Origin of the sequence: Domibacillus tundrae, from assembly GCF_000970675.1 — a bacterium.
Taxonomy (GTDB): Bacteria; Bacillota; Bacilli; order Bacillales; family Domibacillaceae; genus Domibacillus; species Domibacillus tundrae.
On record NZ_LAJA01000004.1, the window covers coordinates 59,323 to 78,859 of the forward strand.

Here is a 19,537-nt window from a genome sequence, read left to right on the forward strand (position 1 = left end):
TACATATTCAAAGGAGGAACAAAAATGGCTATTACTGCACAAATGGTAAAAGAACTTCGTGAGAAAACAGGCGCAGGCATGATGGACTGCAAAAAAGCACTTGTTGAAACAGACGGTAATTTGGATCAAGCGATTGATTACCTTCGTGAAAAAGGAATTGCAAAAGCGGCGAAAAAATCGGATCGTATTGCAGCAGAAGGTACAACATATATTACAAGCGAAGGCAACACAGCTGTTCTTCTTGAAGTAAACGCGGAAACAGATTTCGTAGCGAAAAACGAAAACTTCCAAGTGCTTGTAAAAGAAATTGCAGCACACCTTCTTGCTAACAAGCCGGCTTCTGTAGAAGAAGCGCTTGAGCAAACAATGGAAAACGGCAAAACAGTTGACACTTATATTAGTGAAGCCATTTCAAAAATCGGGGAAAAGCTCACGCTTCGCCGCTTTGAAATTCGCACAAAAGGCGAAAACGCTGCTTTTGGTGAATACCTTCACATGGGCGGACGCATTGGCGTTTTAGCCGTTGTTGAAGGCACAACAGATGCTGCTGCAGCGAAAGACGTTGCGATGCATGCTGCTGCACTAAATCCGAAATATGTTTCACGCGATCAAGTTTCTGCAGAAGAAGTAGAGCGTGAACGCAAAGTATTAACAGAACAAGCATTAAACGAAGGAAAACCTGAAAAAATCGTTGCGAAAATGGTTGAAGGCCGTCTTGGCAAATTCTTTGAAGAAGTATGTATTTTGGATCAAGGCTTTGTTAAAGATCCGGATCAAAAAGTGGGTCAATTCCTTGAATCTAAAGGTGCGACATTGACTGAATTCATTCGCTATGAAGTTGGCGAAGGTTTAGAGAAACGTCAAGAAAACTTTGCTGAAGAAGTTATGAACCAAGTGAAAAAATAATGATTCCGTATCCGCCAGCCGGAAAGGAATAAGTGGAATCCCTTACCGCTTTTGGTGAGGGATTTCATGTACATTACAGATGGAGGTCTATATGAGCCAGCCCAAGTATAAACGCGTTGTATTAAAATTAAGTGGTGAAGCATTAGCAGGTGAGGCAGGGTTTGGAATTAATCCAACTGTCATTCAATCTGTTGCTGAACAAGTAAAAGAAGTAAGCGAACTGGGTGTTGAAGTAGCAGTTGTTGTTGGCGGCGGCAACATTTGGCGCGGCAAAATCGGCAGTGAAATGGGCATGGACCGGGCAACAGCGGATTATATGGGCATGCTGGCAACCGTTATGAACTCGATGGCCCTGCAAGACAGCTTAGAGCAGCTGGGCATTGAAACCCGTGTACAGACATCCATTGAAATGCGCCAAATTGCAGAGCCGTACATTCGCCGGCGCGCGATTCGTCATTTGGAAAAAGGGCGTGTGGTCATTTTTGCTGCAGGTACAGGAAATCCTTACTTCTCGACTGATACAACAGCCGCATTACGCGCTGCTGAAATTGAAGCAGAAGTGATTTTAATGGCAAAAAACAATGTGGATGGCGTCTATAGTGCAGATCCAAAAATAGACAAAAATGCTGTGAAATACACAGAACTGTCTTACCTGGATGTTATTAAAGAGGGGCTTGCAGTGATGGACTCTACAGCTTCTTCCTTATGTATGGATAACGATATTCCGTTAGTTGTGTTTTCTGTTATGCAAAAAGGCAATATTAAACGTGTAGTATTAGGTGAAAATATTGGAACAACGGTAAGGGGGAAATAAGGTGTCTCAAGAAATTATGAACCAGTCCAAAGAAAAAATGCAAAAAGCCATTGGAGCGTTTAACCGTGAGCTTGCTTCTATCCGTGCCGGGCGGGCTAGTGCGAATGTGTTAGACCGGATTACGATTGATTATTACGGAGCGCCTACACCGGTCAATCAACTTGCTTCTATTAATATTCCGGAAGCACGATTGCTCACTATTACCCCATACGATAAATCGTCTATGGGAGATATCGAAAAAGCGCTTATGAAATCGGATCTTGGCTTAACGCCATCAAATGATGGTTCTATCATCCGTTTGAATTTCCCTGCTTTAACAGAAGAGCGCCGGAAAGAGCTGGCGAAACTCGTGAAAAAAGAAGCTGAAGAGGCAAAAGTGGCGATTCGCAACATTCGTCGCGATGCAAATGACGACTTGAAAAAAAGCGAAAAAAACGGCGATCTGACTGAAGATGATCTTCGCGGCTATACAGAAGATGTTCAAAAGCAGACGGACGATTATATCCGCAAAGTGGACGAGATTGCCAAAGAAAAAGAACAAGAGATCATGGAAGTGTAAAAAGCAAACCCTCTTGCTGGCAGGAGGGTTTCTTTTTTTGGATTTTATTGCTCCACTTACTACGAAATCGGTATGTATGGTAAAATAGGTTGGAAGAAGCGATATGGGGGATTTTGTATGGCACATAAACAGTGGTTCTGGCAATCAAAAAATACAGAAGATGTTGTGATTTCTGAAGAAGGTATCCCTGTACATATTGCCATCATTATGGACGGAAACGGCCGCTGGGCAAAAAAAAGAGCCTTGCCCCGTATTGCCGGCCATAACGAGGGAATGAAAACCGTTCGAGAAATTACGAGATCCGCAAATCGGCTCGGCGTCAATGTGCTGACGCTTTATGCATTTTCTACAGAAAATTGGAAACGGCCTAAGCTGGAAGTTGATTTCTTAATGAAGTTACCAGAAGAATTTCTTTCTACGTTCTTACCTGAATTGATAGAAGAAAATGTTCGGGTGGAAATGATTGGTGATATAGAGCAGCTGCCTGAACATACAAAAAAAGCTGTTCAAAATGCGATGAATCGAACAGCTGGAAACGACGGACTTATTCTTAATTTCGCATTAAATTATGGCAGCCGCACCGAACTTGTCCAGGCTGTAAATTCGATCATCCAAGATGTAAGGGCAGGAACATTATCTGAGCAGGAGGTAACGGATGCAACCATTTCCCGTTATTTAATGACCAGCCATTTGCCGGAACCGGATCTGTTGATTCGGACGAGTGGAGAGCACCGGTTAAGCAATTTTATGTTATGGCAGCTAGCTTATACTGAATTTTTCTTTACGGACGTTCTATGGCCAGATTTTTCTGAAAAACATTTGCTTGAAGCAATTGCTTCTTATCAAAAGAGATCAAGGCGGTTTGGCGGTTTGTCGTAATGGAATGGTGGAGGATTAATTGAAATGAAACAACGAATCGTTACAGGAATTATTGCGGCTGCCGCATTTTTGCCAATTGTGCTGCTTGGTGGTCTGCCATTTATTCTTCTTATTTATATAATGACCACGGCTGCGGTGATGGAAGCATTAAAAATGAAAAAAATCCCTGTTTTTTCAATGCCGGGTTTTTTATCAATACTGCTTTGTTTTATTATGCTCATACCTCAGAGCGGGGCAGAGGTATGGTCCTTTTTAGGGCTGGGAAAATTGGAATACCTTGTTTTATTTGTTTTATTCTTTCTTGTGAATACGGTCATTACAAAAAATCATTTTACGTTTGAAGACGCAGGTTATTGTGTCCTGCTGCCGTTATACATTGGCTTTGGCTTCTCTTATTTGATCGAAACGAGAGAAGCGGGCATCGCGTTTGTGTTTTTTGCCCTGCTTATTACGTGGGCATCAGACTCAGGTGCTTATTTCATTGGCCGTTCATTTGGAAAACGAAAGCTTTGGCCGGATATCAGCCCAAATAAAACGGTAGCCGGATTTTACGGCGGGATTGCTTCGGCTGTCCTTGTCGCTGCTGTTTTTTTATTCATCCTTGACTTTAATGCACCGGCTGTATGGGTACTCGTTGCTGCCGCGATTCTTTCTGTAGCCGGGCAAATTGGCGATTTAGCTGAATCGGCATTGAAGCGTCATTGTAACGTAAAAGACTCTGGTAAACTGCTGCCCGGGCACGGAGGCGTTTTAGATCGGACAGACAGCTGGCTCTTCGTATTTCCATTGTTACATATGCTTCAATTATTGTAGGAGGATGATGTATTGAAAACGATAAGTTTATTAGGGGCGACCGGGTCTATCGGAATGCAGACACTTGACATTATCCGTCAGCATCCGGATTCGTTTCGATTATCGGCTTTTTCCGCAGGACGGAATGAACTCGTTGCGGAAAAGACGATTCGTGAATTTAATCCTGCACTTGTGTCGGTTTTGGAGAAAGATGCAGCGGATCGTCTACAATCGAATTTCCCGCATGTAAAGGTTCTGTATGGAAAGGAAGGGCTCGAAGCGGTGGCTGTTCATGCAGAGGCGGATACACTCGTCAATGCAGTGATTGGCAGTGTCGGACTTGAGCCGACGTTAAAAGCGATTGAAGCAGGGAAAAATATCGCCATTGCAAATAAAGAAACACTCGTGACAGCCGGTCATATTGTCACAGCGGCTGCAAAAAGAGCTGGAGTTCATTTATTGCCGGTGGACAGTGAACATTCGGCTATTTTCCAAAGCCTGCAAGGTGAACAGGAAAAAAACATAAGCCGCCTCATTTTAACAGCCTCAGGTGGAAGCTTCCGCGATAAAAAACGGGAAGAATTGAAACAGGTGACAGTAGAAGAAACATTAAATCATCCAAACTGGTCAATGGGCGCGAAAATTACAGTTGATTCTGCTACAATGATGAATAAGGGGCTTGAAGTGATTGAAGCACATTGGCTGTTTAACTTGCCATATGAGCGGATTGATGTTATTTTACATCGGGAAAGCATCATTCATTCCATGGTTGAGTTCCATGATCGCTCGGTTATGGCTCAGCTCGGTTCGCCTGATATGCGTGTTCCGATTCAATATGCTCTGACATGGCCGGACCGGCTGCCGCTCCCGGATACAAAAGTGTTAAATTTAGCGGAAATCGGCCAGCTTCATTTTCAAGAAATGGATTTGGAGCGGTATCGCATGCTTTATCTTGCTTATGAGGCAGGAAGAATTGGCGGAACGATGCCGGCAGTTATGAATGCGGCGAACGAAGAAGCAGTGGCTGCTTTTCTAGATCGAAAGCTTTCATTTCTTCAAATTGAAGAAATGGTGGAGCGGGCAATGGAAAGCCATTCAACTGTGCAATCACCAGAACTTGGCGCCATTTTGGAAGCAGATGCACAGGCAAGAGCGACAGTACGCTCACTTTTACCCCACACTTAACGGGCAGTAAGATCCTCACGCCTCAAGGTGATGGGAAGCAAAGAAACTAGGCGTGATATTAACTGCCCGTAAAGGTCCGATTAGTTCAACTAACCATCCGAGGAGGGTGACCTTCCTCGGATAGAAGTTTCACTTTATCATAAAAAAGGTGGTTAGAAACGTTTGAATACCGTCATAGCGTTTATCGTTATATTTGGGTCGCTTGTTTTTTTCCATGAGCTGGGCCATTTTATATTTGCCAAACGGGCAGGCATTTTATGCCGTGAATTTGCAATTGGGTTCGGGCCAAAAGTATTTGCCCACAAAAAAGGGGAAACCGTTTATACCATTCGACTTCTTCCGCTCGGCGGGTATGTCCGAATGGCAGGGGAAGACCCGGAAATGACAGAATTAAAAGCCGGCCAGCGAATCGGCGTTGTGTTTAATAGTCAAGGAGAGGCTGTTAACCTTATTGTAAACGGCCGAGACCGCTTTAAAGATGCACGCATCATTGAGGTTGAAAAAGCAGATCTTGAACATGGCCTGACGATCAGTGGTTATGAAGAAGGGGAAGAGGAATTAAAAACCTATCCTGTTCATCGTGAAGCACTTATGACAGAAGACCAGTTAAGCACACAAATTGCACCATATGACCGTCAGTTTAATTCAAAAACGCTGCCGCAGCGGGCAATGGCCATTTTTGCGGGACCGCTGTTTAACTTTATTCTTGCTTTTATTATCTTTGTCGTGCTGGCTATGATTCAAGGAATTCCGACGAATGAGCCGGAACTCGGTGAAGTCATTAATGAAGGGCCAGCTGTTGAAGCCGGCTTGCAAGAAGGAGACCGTGTTGTTTCTATTAATAGAGAAAGCATGGCATCCTGGGAAGAAATTGTTACCGTCATTCAGGAAAATCCGGAAAAGGAATTGACGTTTGCGATTGACCGTGAAGGAGACCAGTTAACGGTGCCAGTCACACCTTCTGCAGAAGAAGCGGAAGGAAAAACATTCGGGCGGATTGGTGTATATAGTCCGTTTGAACATTCTATTGTCGGTTCATTTACGTACGGAGCAAAAGAAGTGTACAATTGGACAAAGCTTATTTTTGAATTGCTGGGCACGATTGTGACCGGTCAATTTTCCATTGATATGCTGTCAGGGCCTGTTGGCATTTATGTGTCGACCGATACGGTTGCCCAATCCGGCATCATGAATTTGGCGAAATGGGCAGGCGTCTTAAGTATTAATTTAGGGATTATGAACTTGCTGCCGCTTCCTGCCCTTGATGGCGGACGCCTCATGTTTTTCCTTTATGAAGCGGTGCGGGGAAAACCAGTGGACCGTCAAATGGAAGGCATGGTGCATTTTGTCGGATTTGCGCTGCTCATGCTGTTAATGATTGTTGTTACGTGGAACGACATTCAGCGGTTCTTTTTATAGTAAATTATTATGATCTTAGTTGAGGTGCGATTGAATGAAACAAAGCAAAACGTTAATTCCAACGATGCGGGAAGTGCCGGCTGATGCAGAAGTAAAAAGTCATCAGCTCCTTCTTCGTGCCGGTTTTATTCGGCAAAATGCGAGCGGTATATACAGCTATTTGCCGCTTGGGAAAAAAATGCTCCGCAAGGTAGAAGACATCGTTCGTGAAGAAATGGACGATGCGGGAGCGGTTGAATTGTTAATGCCAGCACTGCAGCAAGCAGAGCTTTGGCAGGAATCCGGACGCTGGCAGACGTACGGACCGGAATTGATGCGCCTAAAAGACCGTCATTCGAGGGACTTCGCACTCGGCGCTACACATGAGGAAGTCATTACGTCACTTGTCCGGGACGAAATTAAATCATATAAGCGTCTGCCTTTAACCCTGTATCAAATTCAAACAAAGTTTCGTGATGAAAAGCGTCCGCGTTTTGGCTTGCTTCGCGGCCGTGAATTCGTGATGAAAGACGCTTATTCATTCCATGCATCCCAGGAAAGTTTAGATGAAGTATACGACGGCTTGTTTGAAGCATACTCTAATGTGTTTCGCCGGTGCGGATTGAACTTCCGGGCTGTTATTGCCGATTCGGGCGCGATGGGTGGAAAAGACACTCATGAATTTATGGTACTGTCTGAAATTGGGGAAGACACGATTGCCTATTCAGATACATCTGATTATGCGGCGAATGTCGAAATGGCCCCTGTTGTAACGGTTCACGAAAAAAGCAGTGAAGAGCAAAAGCCGCTTCAAAAAGTAGAAACACCAGACTCAAAAACGATTGAATCCGTCGGCGCTTTTTTAAATGTTTCAGCTGAACAGTGCATTAAAACGCTCCTTTTTAACGTTGATGATGAAATGGTTGTTGTGTTAGCGCGCGGTGATCATGAAATTAACGATATTAAATTAAAAAATGTCCTGAATGCGAAAACGGTTGAAATGGCACAGGAAGAAGAAGCGGCTAAATTATTCGGTGCCACGTTTGGATCGCTTGGACCGGTTGGGCTCCCTGACGATGTAAAAGTGTTAGCCGATAATGCCGTTCATTCAATGGTAAACGTCGTCTGTGGCGCGAATGAAAACGGGTGGCACTATGTGAATGCCAACATGGAGCGCGACTTTAACGTAACAGAATTTGCTGATCTTCGCTTTATTTTAGAAGGCGACCCGTCTCCAGATGGTGAAGGAACAATTCAATTTGCTAAAGGCATTGAAGTTGGCCACATTTTTAAACTCGGCACCCGTTACAGTGAAGCGATGAATGCTGTTTATTTAGATGAAAACGGGCGGACACAGCCGATGATTATGGGCTGCTACGGTATCGGTGTATCCCGTATTGTTGCGGCGATCGCAGAACAATTTAACGATGAAAACGGCTTTGTCTGGCCGGTGAATTTAACACCATTTGATGTGCATGTGATTCCGGTTAACGTGAAAGACGCGGCGCAAGTAAAAGCATCGGATGATATTTATACTGCATTGCGTTCAGCCGGTATAACTGTCCTGCTTGATGACCGCGCTGAACGGGCGGGTGTTAAGTTTACAGACAGTGATTTAATCGGTTTGCCAATCCGTGTAACTGCTGGAAAAAAAGCGGCTGAAGGCATTGTCGAGATTAAAGTTCGTAAAACAGGCGACGTTGTTGAAGCGTCTGTCAATGAGATTGTGCAGGCTGTACGTAACCTGCAAGCTGCACTTTAAAAAGAAAAAGGATGACCGGCCTGTGCCGCTCATCCTTTTCTGTGTAAGGGGGAAACCAAATGAATGGAGATGCATCAAGCGGCCGAAGCCGGTTTTTGATTTTGCTTGACCAGCTTCGGTTGACAGAAGATGAGATAGTTCGCCATTTTGACCAAATTGAAATAAAAAAACTGACTGTATTAAAGCAGGAAAAAAAGTGGCACTTCGTTTTTTCAGCGCCGGCACTGATCCCATGTAATGTACTAATGCGATTTGCCGACGCGCTGACCGGCACTTTTTCAGCATTTGCATCGGTTACATTCTCAATTGAAATAGAGGACCGTGTTTGTACACCTGATCACATTACTGACTACTGGCAATATTGCGTCCGTCAGCTTGATGGAATCGCTCCGCCGCTTTTAGCTGCTTTAAATGAACAAAAGCCGGGTGTATCTGGAACAAAGCTGGTTATCCGCACTCAAAATGAAATGGAAGGAATGGCGCTGAAAAATAAATACGGCCGCCGCCTTTGTGATATATATGAAAGCGTAGGCTTTCCGCCACTTACATTTGACGTGCAAGTGTCAGAAAACACGCAAAACGAAGAATATGAAAAGTTTTTGGAAGAAAAACGGAAAGAAGATGCTGAACGAGCCCGGCAGGCAGTTATGGATATGCAAAACCGTGCGAAAGAACAAGATGCTGCTTCAGAAGATTCCGGTCCTGTCACAATTGGCTACACGATCAAGCAGGATGCAGAATTCAAAAAGCTTGAAGAAATTATCGATGAAGAACGCCGCATTGCGTCAGAAGGATACATTTTTGATGCGGAAACGAAAGAGTTGCGCAGCGGCCGGACGTTGCTTACATTTAAGATTACCGATTACACTGATTCCTTAATGGTGAAAATGTTTTCTCGCGATAAAGAGGATGCGGCGATATTTAACCGAGTGAAAAAAGGCATGTGGGTACGCGTCCGAGGTTCTGTTCAAAATGATACGTTCGTCCGCGACCTTGTTATGATTGCCAACGATATTAATGAAATTCGGCCGCCCATGCGGGAAGATACGTCTAAAGAAAAGCGGGTGGAGCTGCACCTTCATTCGCCAATGAGCCAAATGGACGCAGTGTCATCTGTGAGCGCACTAGTTGAACAGGCTAAAAAGTGGGGGCATTCAGCAATCGCTATTACCGATCATGCTATTGCCCAATCGTTTCCGGAAGCATACAGCGCCGGCAAGAAAAACGGCGTAAAAATTTTGTACGGCATGGAAGCAAACCTTGTTGATGACGGTGTTCCGATTGCTTATGAAGATGCGGATCGGGAACTGGCAACAGATACATATGTTGTCTTTGACGTCGAGACGACTGGTCTTTCTGCGGTGTATGACACGATTATTGAGCTGGCCGCGGTAAAAATTAAAGACGGCGACATCATTGATCGGTTTGAACGATTTGCCAATCCGCATCACCCACTTTCTGCTACAACGATCGAATTGACGGGTATTACCGATGATATGGTGAAAGACGCGCCAGATGTAGACGTGGCGCTCCGGGACTTTAAAGAGTGGGCCGGCGATGCGATATTGGTTGCTCATAACGCGTCATTTGATATGGGCTTTATTCAAACAGGCTATGATAAATATGGCATCGGCCGAACATCGAGTCCGGTCATTGATACACTTGAACTGGCACGGCTTATTTATCCGGATATGAAAAATCATCGACTGAATACATTGGCGAAAAAGTTCGATGTTGAATTAACGCAGCATCACCGGGCGATTTACGATGCGGAAGCGACCGGCTATATTTTGCTGAAGCTATTAAAAGATGCTGATGAAAAAGGCATTAAAAAGCATAACGAGTTTAATAATTATATGGGAGAAGGCGGCGCCTATAAACGGGCTCGTCCCTATCATTGCACAATTCTTGCGCAAAACGCAGAAGGGTTAAAAAACTTATTTAAGCTCGTTTCACTGTCACATATTAATTACTTTTACCGTGTGCCGCGCATCCCGCGTTCTGTATTGCAAAAACACAGGGACGGTCTTTTAATCGGCTCAGGCTGCAACAAAGGTGAAGTGTTCGAAGCAATGATGCAAAAAGGAATGGACGAAGCGCGCAGGGCGGCTGAGTTTTATGATTACCTTGAAGTGCAGCCGAAAGCCGTTTATGCCCCGTTAATTGAAATGGAACTTGTCCGCGACGAAGCAGGACTTGAAGACATCATTCAAAATATTTTAACGGTCGGTGAAGAACAAAATAAACTCGTTGTTGCGACCGGTAATGTTCATTATTTAAATGAAGAAGACAAAGTGTACCGCCATATTTTAATTTCTTCTATGGGCGGAGCGAATCCGTTAAACAGGCAGACACTCCCGGACGTTCACTTCCGGACGACCGATGATATGCTTAATGCTTTTTCTTTTTTAGGAAAAGCAAAAGCGCATGAAATTGTTGTCGCCAACACAAATAAAATCGCCGATATGGTTGAAGACGTAAAACCGATTAAAGATGATCTGTACACGCCGAAAATTGACGGCGCTGACGAAGAAATGCGTGAAATGAGCTATGGCATGGCGCGAAGAATTTATGGAGACGAACTGCCGGAAATTGTTGAAGCGCGGCTTGAAAAAGAATTAAAAAGCATTATCGGTCATGGGTTTGCGGTTATTTACTTGATTTCACACAAACTCGTGAAAAAATCGCTTGATGATGGCTATCTCGTCGGTTCACGTGGTTCCGTCGGCTCGTCTTTTGTCGCAACGATGACGGAAATTACGGAAGTAAATCCACTTCCGCCGCATTATGTTTGCCCAACCTGCAAAAAATCGGAGTTTTTCGATGACGGCTCCGTCGGCTCAGGGTTTGACCTGCCGGATAAAGACTGTCCAGATTGCGGCATTCCATATAAAAAAGACGGCCACGACATCCCATTTGAAACGTTTCTGGGCTTTAAAGGCGATAAAGTACCTGATATTGACTTAAACTTTTCCGGTGAATATCAGCCGCGTGCTCATAACTACACAAAGGAACTATTTGGAGAAGAGTACGTGTTCAGAGCAGGGACAATCGGTACGGTGGCAGAAAAAACGGCGTACGGGTATGTGAAAAAGTATGCAGAAGAATATACGAAGCAGTATCGGAGTGCGGAAGTAGACCGGCTTGTATCCGGCTGTACCGGTGTTAAGCGGACGACAGGCCAGCATCCAGGGGGTATTATCGTTGTTCCGGACTATATGGACATCTTTGATTTTTCGCCGATTCAGTATCCGGCCGATTCCGATAAATCAGAATGGAAAACAACGCATTTTGACTTCCATTCAATTCACGATAATTTGCTGAAGCTTGATATTCTCGGCCACGACGATCCGACTGTGATTCGCATGCTCCAAGATTTATCGGGTATTGATCCAAAAACGATTCCAACCGATGATCCGGAAGTGATGAAAATTTTCAGCGGAACCAAATCACTTGGTGTAACCGAAGAGCAAATTATGTGTAAAACGGGTACGCTTGGGATCCCTGAGTTTGGCACAAGATTTGTCCGGCAAATGCTTGAAGAAACGAAACCAACAACCTTTTCCGAGCTTGTGCAAATTTCCGGTCTTTCCCATGGCACGGATGTCTGGCTGGGCAATGCGCAGGAGCTTATTCAAAAAGGGATTTGCCAGCTGTCTGACGTGATTGGCTGTCGGGATGATATTATGGTTTACTTAATTTATCAGGGACTTGACCCCGCTTTTGCGTTTAAAATTATGGAATCCGTCCGTAAAGGAAAAGGGCTCTCTGATGAAATGGAAGAAGAAATGCGCAAAAATGAAGTGCCGGAATGGTATATTGATTCTTGTAAAAAAATCAAATACATGTTCCCGAAAGCGCATGCTGCTGCATATGTGCTCATGGCCGTTCGTATTGCTTATTTTAAAGTGCACTTGCCGCTCCTTTATTATGCCGCTTACTTTACCGTTCGGGCAGAGGATTTTGATATAGATGTGATGTCTAAAGGATCATCAGCGATCAAAGCGCTGCTGCAGGAAATTAATGCAAAAGGTCTTGATGCGTCGCCGAAAGAGAAAAACTTGATGACCGTTCTTGAATTGGCGCTTGAAATGGTAGAACGGGGCTTTACGTTTAAAAAAGTCGACCTGTACCGCTCAAGTGCAGACGAATTTGTTATTGACGGAAATTCACTCATTCCTCCATTTAATGCGCTGCCTGGACTTGGAACAAATGCGGCAAAAAATATTGTGGCATCACGGGCAAATGGTGAGTTTTTATCAAAAGAAGATTTGCAGCAGCGAGGTAAAGTATCTAAAACGATTATGGAGTATTTGGATAAGATGGGCTGTTTGGACGCATTGCCTGATCAAAATCAGTTGTCGTTATTTTGATGCGCGTTTGCAAAAAGGACCTATTTATGGTATCCTTGAAGATGGAAATTGCATGATAACTCTCTTCGAAAGAGTGGGCCGCCCCCACTCTTTCGTGTTTGTTGCGGGGATGTTCCGAAACAAATTCTTTCATGCGGGAGGATAAAAAATGAGTAAAATCATCGAAACGGTAGAACAAATCACCGTACCAATCATTGAAGAATTAAACCTTGAACTAGTGGAAGTAGAGTATGTAAAAGAGGGTAAAAACTGGTTTTTGCGTCTGTACATTGACAAAGAAAATGGCATCGAAATTGAAGAATGTGCGGTTGTAAGTGAGCGGGTAAGTGAACAGCTTGATGCACTCGATCCGGATCCGATTCCGCACAACTATTTTCTTGAAGTATCTTCACCGGGCGCGGAACGGCCATTAAAAAAACAGCAGGATTTTGAACGAGCTGTCGGCAAGCATGTCAATATTAAGCTTTATGAGCCGATCGACGGGGAAAAAACATATGAAGGAACGCTTCTTTCGTTTGTTGAAGATGAATTGACCGTGGAGTACATGATCAAAACACGTAAAAAACAAATTTCGGTCCCGCTTTTAAAAGTGGCAAAAGCGCGTCTTGCTGTCACATTTTAAAGAAATTTAATAAGATATGGATGTAAGGAGGCTTTTTAGCCAATGAGTTCAGAACTATATGATGCGCTTCTTTATCTTGAAAAAGAAAAAGGCATCGAGCGCAGTTTATTAATCGAAGCAATTGAAGCCGCACTTGTCTCAGCATATAAACGCAACTTTAACCAAGCGCAAAACGTACGGGTAGAGTTGAATTTAGAGGGCGGTTCCATGCGTGTATTTGCCCGTAAAGAAGTTGTAGACGAAGTGTTTGACTTCCGTTTGGAAATTGCTTTGGCTGATGCGGTACAAGTTAATCCTGCTTACGAAATCGGTGATGTTGTTGAAATGGAAGTAACGCCGAAAGATTTCGGCCGCATTGCTGCCCAAGCAGCCAAGCAGGTTGTCACGCAGCGTGTTCGTGAAGCAGAACGGGGCATTATTTATTCAGAATTTATCGATCGTGAAGAAGATATTATGACCGGCATCGTACAGCGCCAGGATGCCCGCTTTATTTATGTGAGTCTTGGCAAAATTGAAGCGCTTTTGCCACAGGCGGAGCAAATGGCGAATGAAACGTACAAACCGCATGATCGAATAAAAGTATTTATTACAAAAGTGGAACGGACGACAAAAGGGCCTCAAATTTATGTATCCCGTACACATCCCGGTCTTTTAAAACGCTTGTTTGAAATCGAAGTACCGGAAATTTTTGATGGTACAGTTGAAATTCGGTCCGTTTCCCGTGAAGCGGGCGATCGTTCTAAAATCTCTGTGCATGCCCAAAGTTCCGAAGTCGATCCAATCGGCGCATGTGTCGGCCCGAAAGGAAACCGGGTTCAGGCGATTGTGAATGAACTGAAAGGCGAAAAAATCGACATCGTTGAATGGTCGGACGATCCGGTAATTTTTGTAGCCAATGCTCTAAGTCCGGCAAAAGTCATTGAAGTAAATGTTGATGAAGAAAATAAAGCAACAAAGGTGGTTGTACCGGACTATCAATTGTCGCTTGCGATTGGTAAACGCGGTCAAAATGCCCGCCTTGCCGCAAAATTAACCGGCTGGAAAATCGATATTAAGAGCGAAACAGACGCCCGTGCGGCAGGGATTTATCCGAGCGGAAACAGCGTCATTCAAGAAGAGGATGAAGCCTCGCCGGCTGATGGTAATGATAACCTTGAAGATTTCTTTTCAGAAGAAATCGAATAAGGAGGCGCATCGCGATGCCAGTACCTAAAAAGGTCCCACTCAGAAAATGTGCGGCAACAGGTGAAATGAAGCCTAAAAAAGAGATGATCCGCATCGTTCGTTCAAAAGAAGGCGATGTATCCGTAGACCCGACCGGCAAAAAATCGGGACGCGGCACATACGTTTCCAAAACGAAAGAAGCGGTTGAAGCGGCAAAAAAGAAAAATGTGCTTGCGCGACAGCTTAGCGCGGATATACCGCCATCGATTTATGATGAGCTGCTTGATCTTGTCATGAAAGGCAGCAGCTAACATGGCGGCGCATCCATGGGCATCTTTTCTCGGTCTTGCAAACCGGGCCGGAAAGCTCATTACCGGTGAAGAAATGGCCGTAAAAGAAATTCAGCGCGGCAACGCAAAGCTGGTTTTATTATCAGAAGATGCATCACGCAATACAGAAAAGAAAATAACGGATAAGGCGGCTTTTTACAAAGTACCGGTTTGTCGTGTGGAAAACCGTGAAGTGCTCGGACAGGCCATTGGCAAAGAAGCGCGCGTTGTGGTGGCCGTGACAGACGCCGGTTTTGCTAAAAAGCTCAAAACGCTTATCGATGGGGAATGACAGTTGAAAACTGTTATGACAAGGAGGCTGTTCAAATTTGAATAACAAACCGAATAATCAACAATCTACTACTAATAAGCCGGCAGGAAACCGTGGACCGGCAAAACCAAAACCGACAGGCTCTAAGCCAGGACAACAAAAACAAGGACAAGGCGGCAGCGCTGCTCGCGGTGGCTCAAAACCGGGTTCACGCGGCATTAATGGTGGACCACGTGGAAAAGGACGTTCAGGGCAGCGTAAAGGTGCTCCAAAACAACCGATTCCAGTGAAAAAGAAAGAAATACCAGAAAAAATTGTCTTCTCGGGTTCTTTGACAGTAACAGAGCTGGCAAAGAAAATGAATGTTGAACCATCCGAAGTTATTAAAAAATTGTTTATGCTCGGCGTGATGGCTACTATAAACCAAGAGCTTGACAAAGATGCCATTGAACTTGTGGCAGGCGAGTTTAACGTAGAAGTTGAAGAAGAAATTTTAATCGACAAAGCAGATCTTGAAACGTATTTCGAAGATGAAGATACGGATGAAAATGCCATTGAACGTCCAGCAGTTGTAACGATTATGGGTCACGTTGATCACGGAAAAACGACACTTCTTGACTCAATTCGCAACACAAAAGTGACAGAAGGCGAAGCAGGCGGTATCACGCAGCATATCGGGGCTTACCAAGCAGAAACGAACGGCAAGAAAATCACGTTCCTTGATACACCAGGCCACGCCGCTTTTACAACAATGCGTGCGCGCGGAGCAAAAATAACAGATATTACAATTCTAGTTGTTGCAGCGGATGATGGTGTAATGCCGCAAACCGTTGAAGCGATCAATCACGCGAAAGCAGCCGAAGTTCCAATTATTGTGGCAGTGAATAAAATTGATAAGCCGGCAGCGAATGCGGATCGTGTCATGCAGGAATTGACTGAGCATGGACTTGTACCGGAAGCATGGGGCGGCGAAACGATTTTTGTACCGCTTTCAGCTAAACATGGAGAAGGAATCGATACGTTGCTTGAAATGATTCTTCTCGTCGCTGAAGTAGAAGAATTAAAAGCCGATCCGAAACGAAAAGCGATGGGCACGGTTATTGAAGCTGAGCTTGACAAAGGCCGTGGCTCTGTTGCAACACTGCTCGTTCAAAACGGTACGTTGAATGTTGGCGACCCAATCGTAGTCGGGAACAAGTTTGGCCGGGTCCGTGCGATGGTTAATGACGTCGGCCGCCGTGTAAAAACAGCAGGTCCATCTACGCCGGTTGAAATTACTGGATTAAATGATGTACCGCTTGCTGGTGATCGTTTTGTCGTGTTTGAGGATGAAAAAACGGCACGCCAAATCGGTGAATCTCGTGCACAAGAGGCGCTTCAGGCGCAGCGGAGCGAAAAAACGAAAGTCAGTCTCGATAATTTGTTTGAACATATGAAACAAGGTGAAATGAAAGACTTGAACATTGTTTTAAAAGCAGATGTACAAGGTTCGGTTGAAGCGGTAGCGTCTGCTCTCCAAAAAATTGAAGTAGAAGGCGTCAATGTTAAAATCATTCATACAGGTGCCGGTGCAATTACAGAATCTGACATTATTTTAGCATCTGCTTCAAATGCGATTGTGATTGGCTTTAACGTGCGTCCGGATGTGAATGCGAAGCGTACAGCGGAAGTCGAAAAAGTGGAAGTCCGTCTGCACCGGATCATTTACAAGGTCATCGAAGAAATTGAAGCAGCGATGAAAGGAATGCTTGATCCTGAGTTTGAAGAAAAAATTATCGGGCAGGCAGAAATACGCCAGACATTTAAAGTGTCTAAAATCGGTACAATTGCGGGAAGCTATGTAACAGAAGGCAAAATTACACGTGATTCAGGCGTTCGCTTGATCCGTGACGGCATCGTTATTTTCGAAGGCGAAGTCGATGCGCTAAAACGCTTTAAAGATGATGCAAAAGAAGTAGCGCAAGGTTATGAGTGCGGAATTACCATTCGTGGTTTCAATGATGTTAAAGAAGGCGATATTATTGAAGCGTTCATCGAACAGGAAATCGAGCGCAAGTAACCTTCACCTGAAGGAGTGAAAAGTATGTCGATGCGTTCAAATCGTGTGGCAGAACAAATGAAAAAAGAATTGACGGAAATTTTAAGCCGTAAAGTGAAAGATCCACGCATTGGATTTTTAACGGTAACGGATGTAGAAGTAACCGGTGATTTGCAGCAGGCAACCGTGTATATTACGGTGCTTGGCGGCGAAGAAGAACGGGAAGGTACGTTAAAAGCATTGGCAAAAGCAAAAGGGTTCATCCGCTCAGAGCTTGGCCAGCGTATCCGTCTTCGGAAAACACCGGAGCTTATGTTTGAATTTGATGAATCGGTTGCGTACGGGAATAAAATTGATACGCTTCTAAGAGAACTTAAAGATTCAGACCCGTCGTAATAAAAAAGGCGCCTGGAGAAGCGGCGGAGTTATTTCGCTGCTTCGACGGGCGCTTTTTTTCATGAAAAAAGGAGTGAATCATTATGAATGGCATTTTACCGCTTTGGAAAGAAAAAGGCATGACATCGCACGATTGCGTGTTTAAAGCCCGCAAAATTCTTAAAACGAAAAAAGTTGGCCATACGGGCACACTTGACCCAGATGTAGAAGGCGTGCTGCCGCTCTGCATTGGAAAAGCAACTCGGCTTGCCGAATACATTACCGATAGTGGCAAAACCTACGAAGCGGAAGTGACAATTGGGACATCCACCGAAACAGAAGATGCATCGGGCACTGTAGTGGAATCTAAAAAAATTGATTCCCCACTTACTGAAATGGAACTCACGCCAGTTCTTCAACAGCTCACAGGCGACATTGAACAAACACCACCGATGTATTCAGCTGTTAAAGTGAACGGCAAGCGTTTATATGAGTATGCACGTGCTGGTGAAGCGGTAGAGCGTCCTGCGCGGATTGTTTCCATTTATAGTATCGAACAAATCAGTCCGATTGAACAGGATGAAAAAAATGCCCGCTTTTCGATTCGGATCGTTTGCGGAAAAGGGACATATATTCGAACATTGGCTGTGATGATTGGTGAAAAGCTTGGCTATCCGGCCCACATGTCCCGCCTCGTCCGAACACATTCGGGCGGATTTGGACAAGAGGACTGTGTCACGTTATCAGCGCTTGCCGAATGCGCGCCTGAAGAGGTATTGAAGCCGGTTGAAATCGCTGTTTCTCATTTGCCGAAGTGGCATGTAAATGATACAGTAGCAGTAATGATAAAAAACGGAGCAGTACTGCCGGTACCTGCCCAATGGCCGTCTGGGGAAGCGGAAGCTGCTGTTTATTTACATGGTGAGCTTTTGGCGATTTACCGGCTTCATCCAGAAAAAACAGGGAAAATCAAGCCGGTTAAAGTAATGCCACAATGATAGAGAGATAGGTGTGAAGAGATGGATGTTATCATGCTGCGCCATCCGCATAGGCGCGAAAAAGAGGATTTTAAACCGATGGCGCTTGCGCTCGGATTTTTTGATGGCGTACATAAAGGCCATCAGCAAGTGATCGCTGCAGCGAAAAAAATGGCAGATCAACATGGCTGGAAAAGTGCTGTCATGACATTCGACCCACATCCATCTGTCGTTCTCGGCAGAAAGCACCGGCATATCCGCCATATTACGCCGCTCGAAGAAAAAAAGCAGCTCATTGAAGAGCTCGGTATCGATTATCTGTTTATCGTCCGATTTACATCTGATTTTGCAGCGCTTGAACCGCAGCAATTCGTCGATGAATACATGATCGGCCTGAACGTTAAACATGTGACTGCTGGCTTTGATTATACATATGGCAGGCTTGGCAAAGGAACGATGGAAACGTTAATGTTTCATTCGCGTGGCGAGTTTACGTTTACATCGGTTGAGAAGCTGGAATTTGAAAAAGAAAAAGTCAGTTCGACAAAAGTAAGAGAGCTATTGGCAGAAGGTCTCGTCCGCGATGCATCTGATTTGCTTGGCCGGCCTTACCGTATGCATGGTACGGTTATTCATGGAGATAAGCGTGGGCGGAAAATGGGTTTCCCAACTGCAAATATTGAACCGGATGATGATTATTTTTTGCCGCTGACCGGTGTATACGCAGTGAAAATTCGCGTGCAGAATAAGTGGCACGAAGGGGTTTGCAATGTCGGGTATCGGCCGACTTTTAAAAGTCCGGACAAGCCGGTTTTATCAATTGAAGTGCATATTTTTCACTACACTGGAGACATTTATGGTGAAGAAGTGGAAGTGGACTGGTTTATCAGGCTGCGTGGTGAACAAAAATTCAATGGAATTGAAGAACTCGCTGCTCAAATTGAACGGGATAAAGAAGCGTCAATCCAATTCTTCGACAGCAAACGCCTTGACGAAAAAGCATAAGTTTCGTATAATATACAGTGCTTGACATTTTGAACCGCTGCTTGGCATTGCGATTCTCCAACGCGTGCTCGGCTGACGGGGATGAACC

Annotated in this window: 17 protein-coding genes; all 17 read left to right on the plus strand. The window is 44.6% G+C overall.

Annotated elements, in window-relative coordinates:
• Positions 1-24: 24 nt before the first annotated feature.
• The 17 genes from tsf (at position 25) to ribF (ending at position 19,449) form a co-directional block, all read left to right on the plus strand.
• Complete coding sequence (tsf, locus tag VQ00_RS05725) at positions 25-906, plus strand: translation elongation factor Ts (RefSeq protein ID WP_046179198.1); 882 nt, start codon at positions 25-27, stop codon at positions 904-906.
• A 91-nt stretch (positions 907-997) separates the two neighbouring features.
• A complete protein-coding gene (gene pyrH / locus VQ00_RS05730) occupies positions 998-1,720 on the plus strand; it encodes a UMP kinase (protein ID WP_046179199.1) in 723 nt (240 codons plus the stop codon).
• Positions 1,721-1,736: 16 nt separating this feature from the next.
• Positions 1,737-2,279 carry a ribosome recycling factor gene (gene frr, locus VQ00_RS05735; RefSeq protein WP_425388353.1) on the plus strand — a complete coding sequence of 181 codons (543 nt, stop codon included), beginning with the start codon at positions 1,737-1,739 and terminating at the stop codon, positions 2,277-2,279.
• A 117-nt stretch (positions 2,280-2,396) separates the two neighbouring features.
• Positions 2,397-3,158 carry an undecaprenyl pyrophosphate synthase gene (locus VQ00_RS05740; RefSeq protein WP_046179201.1) on the plus strand — a complete coding sequence of 254 codons (762 nt, stop codon included), beginning with the start codon at positions 2,397-2,399 and terminating at the stop codon, positions 3,156-3,158.
• Between the two features lie 24 nt (positions 3,159-3,182).
• Positions 3,183-3,971: a phosphatidate cytidylyltransferase gene (locus VQ00_RS05745; RefSeq protein WP_046179202.1), complete on the plus strand. Its 789-nt coding sequence runs from the start codon at positions 3,183-3,185 to the stop codon at positions 3,969-3,971.
• 12 nt (positions 3,972-3,983) lie between these two features.
• A complete protein-coding gene (locus tag VQ00_RS05750) occupies positions 3,984-5,135 on the plus strand; it encodes a 1-deoxy-D-xylulose-5-phosphate reductoisomerase (protein ID WP_046179203.1) in 1,152 nt (383 codons plus the stop codon).
• 162 nt (positions 5,136-5,297) lie between these two features.
• On the plus strand, positions 5,298-6,554 hold the full coding sequence (gene rseP, locus VQ00_RS05755; protein ID WP_046179204.1) for an RIP metalloprotease RseP: 1,257 nt from the start codon (positions 5,298-5,300) through the stop codon (positions 6,552-6,554).
• Positions 6,555-6,588: 34 nt separating this feature from the next.
• Entirely contained in the window at positions 6,589-8,295 is a 1,707-nt protein-coding gene (locus tag VQ00_RS05760) for a proline--tRNA ligase (RefSeq protein ID WP_046179205.1), read from the plus strand.
• A gap of 59 nt (positions 8,296-8,354) precedes the next feature.
• Positions 8,355-12,668, plus strand: coding sequence for a PolC-type DNA polymerase III (locus VQ00_RS05765; protein WP_046179206.1), 4,314 nt, complete (start codon positions 8,355-8,357; stop codon positions 12,666-12,668).
• Positions 12,669-12,816: 148 nt separating this feature from the next.
• Positions 12,817-13,290: a ribosome maturation factor RimP gene (rimP, locus tag VQ00_RS05770; RefSeq protein WP_046179207.1), complete on the plus strand. Its 474-nt coding sequence runs from the start codon at positions 12,817-12,819 to the stop codon at positions 13,288-13,290.
• Positions 13,291-13,332: 42 nt separating this feature from the next.
• A complete protein-coding gene (gene nusA / locus VQ00_RS05775; RefSeq protein ID WP_046179208.1) occupies positions 13,333-14,475 on the plus strand; it encodes a transcription termination factor NusA in 1,143 nt (380 codons plus the stop codon).
• A gap of 14 nt (positions 14,476-14,489) precedes the next feature.
• A complete protein-coding gene (gene rnpM, locus VQ00_RS05780) occupies positions 14,490-14,765 on the plus strand; it encodes an RNase P modulator RnpM (protein ID WP_046179209.1) in 276 nt (91 codons plus the stop codon).
• A gap of 1 nt (position 14,766) precedes the next feature.
• Positions 14,767-15,075 (plus strand): YlxQ family RNA-binding protein, encoded by a 309-nt coding sequence (locus VQ00_RS05785; RefSeq protein WP_046179210.1) that lies wholly within the window; start codon positions 14,767-14,769, stop codon positions 15,073-15,075.
• 37 nt (positions 15,076-15,112) lie between these two features.
• The gene (gene infB, locus VQ00_RS05790) at positions 15,113-17,113 is read left to right on the plus strand and encodes a translation initiation factor IF-2 (protein ID WP_046179211.1); all 2,001 of its coding nucleotides are present in this window, start codon (positions 15,113-15,115) and stop codon (positions 17,111-17,113) included.
• Between the two features lie 24 nt (positions 17,114-17,137).
• Positions 17,138-17,488, plus strand: a complete 351-nt coding sequence (rbfA, locus tag VQ00_RS05795; protein ID WP_046179212.1) for a 30S ribosome-binding factor RbfA — start codon at positions 17,138-17,140, stop codon at positions 17,486-17,488.
• Between the two features lie 83 nt (positions 17,489-17,571).
• Positions 17,572-18,465 carry a tRNA pseudouridine(55) synthase TruB gene (truB, locus tag VQ00_RS05800; protein WP_046179213.1) on the plus strand — a complete coding sequence of 298 codons (894 nt, stop codon included), beginning with the start codon at positions 17,572-17,574 and terminating at the stop codon, positions 18,463-18,465.
• 21 nt (positions 18,466-18,486) lie between these two features.
• Positions 18,487-19,449, plus strand: a complete 963-nt coding sequence (gene ribF, locus VQ00_RS05805; protein ID WP_046179214.1) for a bifunctional riboflavin kinase/FAD synthetase — start codon at positions 18,487-18,489, stop codon at positions 19,447-19,449.
• Positions 19,450-19,537 lie beyond the last annotated feature (88 nt).

Excerpts from the sequence above, each read along its gene's own strand:
- tsf (WP_046179198.1), top strand. The coding sequence starts at position 25 with ATGGCTATTACTGCACAAATGGTAAAAGAACTTCGTGAGAAAACAGGC.
- pyrH (WP_046179199.1), top strand. The coding sequence starts at position 998 with ATGAGCCAGCCCAAGTATAAACGCGTTGTATTAAAATTAAGTGGTGAA.
- frr (WP_425388353.1), top strand. The coding sequence starts at position 1,737 with ATGAACCAGTCCAAAGAAAAAATGCAAAAAGCCATTGGAGCGTTTAAC.
- VQ00_RS05740 (WP_046179201.1), top strand. The coding sequence starts at position 2,397 with ATGGCACATAAACAGTGGTTCTGGCAATCAAAAAATACAGAAGATGTT.
- VQ00_RS05745 (WP_046179202.1), top strand. The coding sequence starts at position 3,183 with ATGAAACAACGAATCGTTACAGGAATTATTGCGGCTGCCGCATTTTTG.
- VQ00_RS05760 (WP_046179205.1), top strand. The coding sequence starts at position 6,589 with ATGAAACAAAGCAAAACGTTAATTCCAACGATGCGGGAAGTGCCGGCT.
- VQ00_RS05765 (WP_046179206.1), top strand. The coding sequence starts at position 8,355 with ATGAATGGAGATGCATCAAGCGGCCGAAGCCGGTTTTTGATTTTGCTT.
- rimP (WP_046179207.1), top strand. The coding sequence starts at position 12,817 with ATGAGTAAAATCATCGAAACGGTAGAACAAATCACCGTACCAATCATT.
- nusA (WP_046179208.1), top strand. The coding sequence starts at position 13,333 with ATGAGTTCAGAACTATATGATGCGCTTCTTTATCTTGAAAAAGAAAAA.
- rnpM (WP_046179209.1), top strand. The coding sequence starts at position 14,490 with ATGCCAGTACCTAAAAAGGTCCCACTCAGAAAATGTGCGGCAACAGGT.
- VQ00_RS05785 (WP_046179210.1), top strand. The coding sequence starts at position 14,767 with ATGGCGGCGCATCCATGGGCATCTTTTCTCGGTCTTGCAAACCGGGCC.
- rbfA (WP_046179212.1), top strand. The coding sequence starts at position 17,138 with ATGTCGATGCGTTCAAATCGTGTGGCAGAACAAATGAAAAAAGAATTG.
- truB (WP_046179213.1), top strand. The coding sequence starts at position 17,572 with ATGAATGGCATTTTACCGCTTTGGAAAGAAAAAGGCATGACATCGCAC.
- ribF (WP_046179214.1), top strand. The coding sequence starts at position 18,487 with ATGGATGTTATCATGCTGCGCCATCCGCATAGGCGCGAAAAAGAGGAT.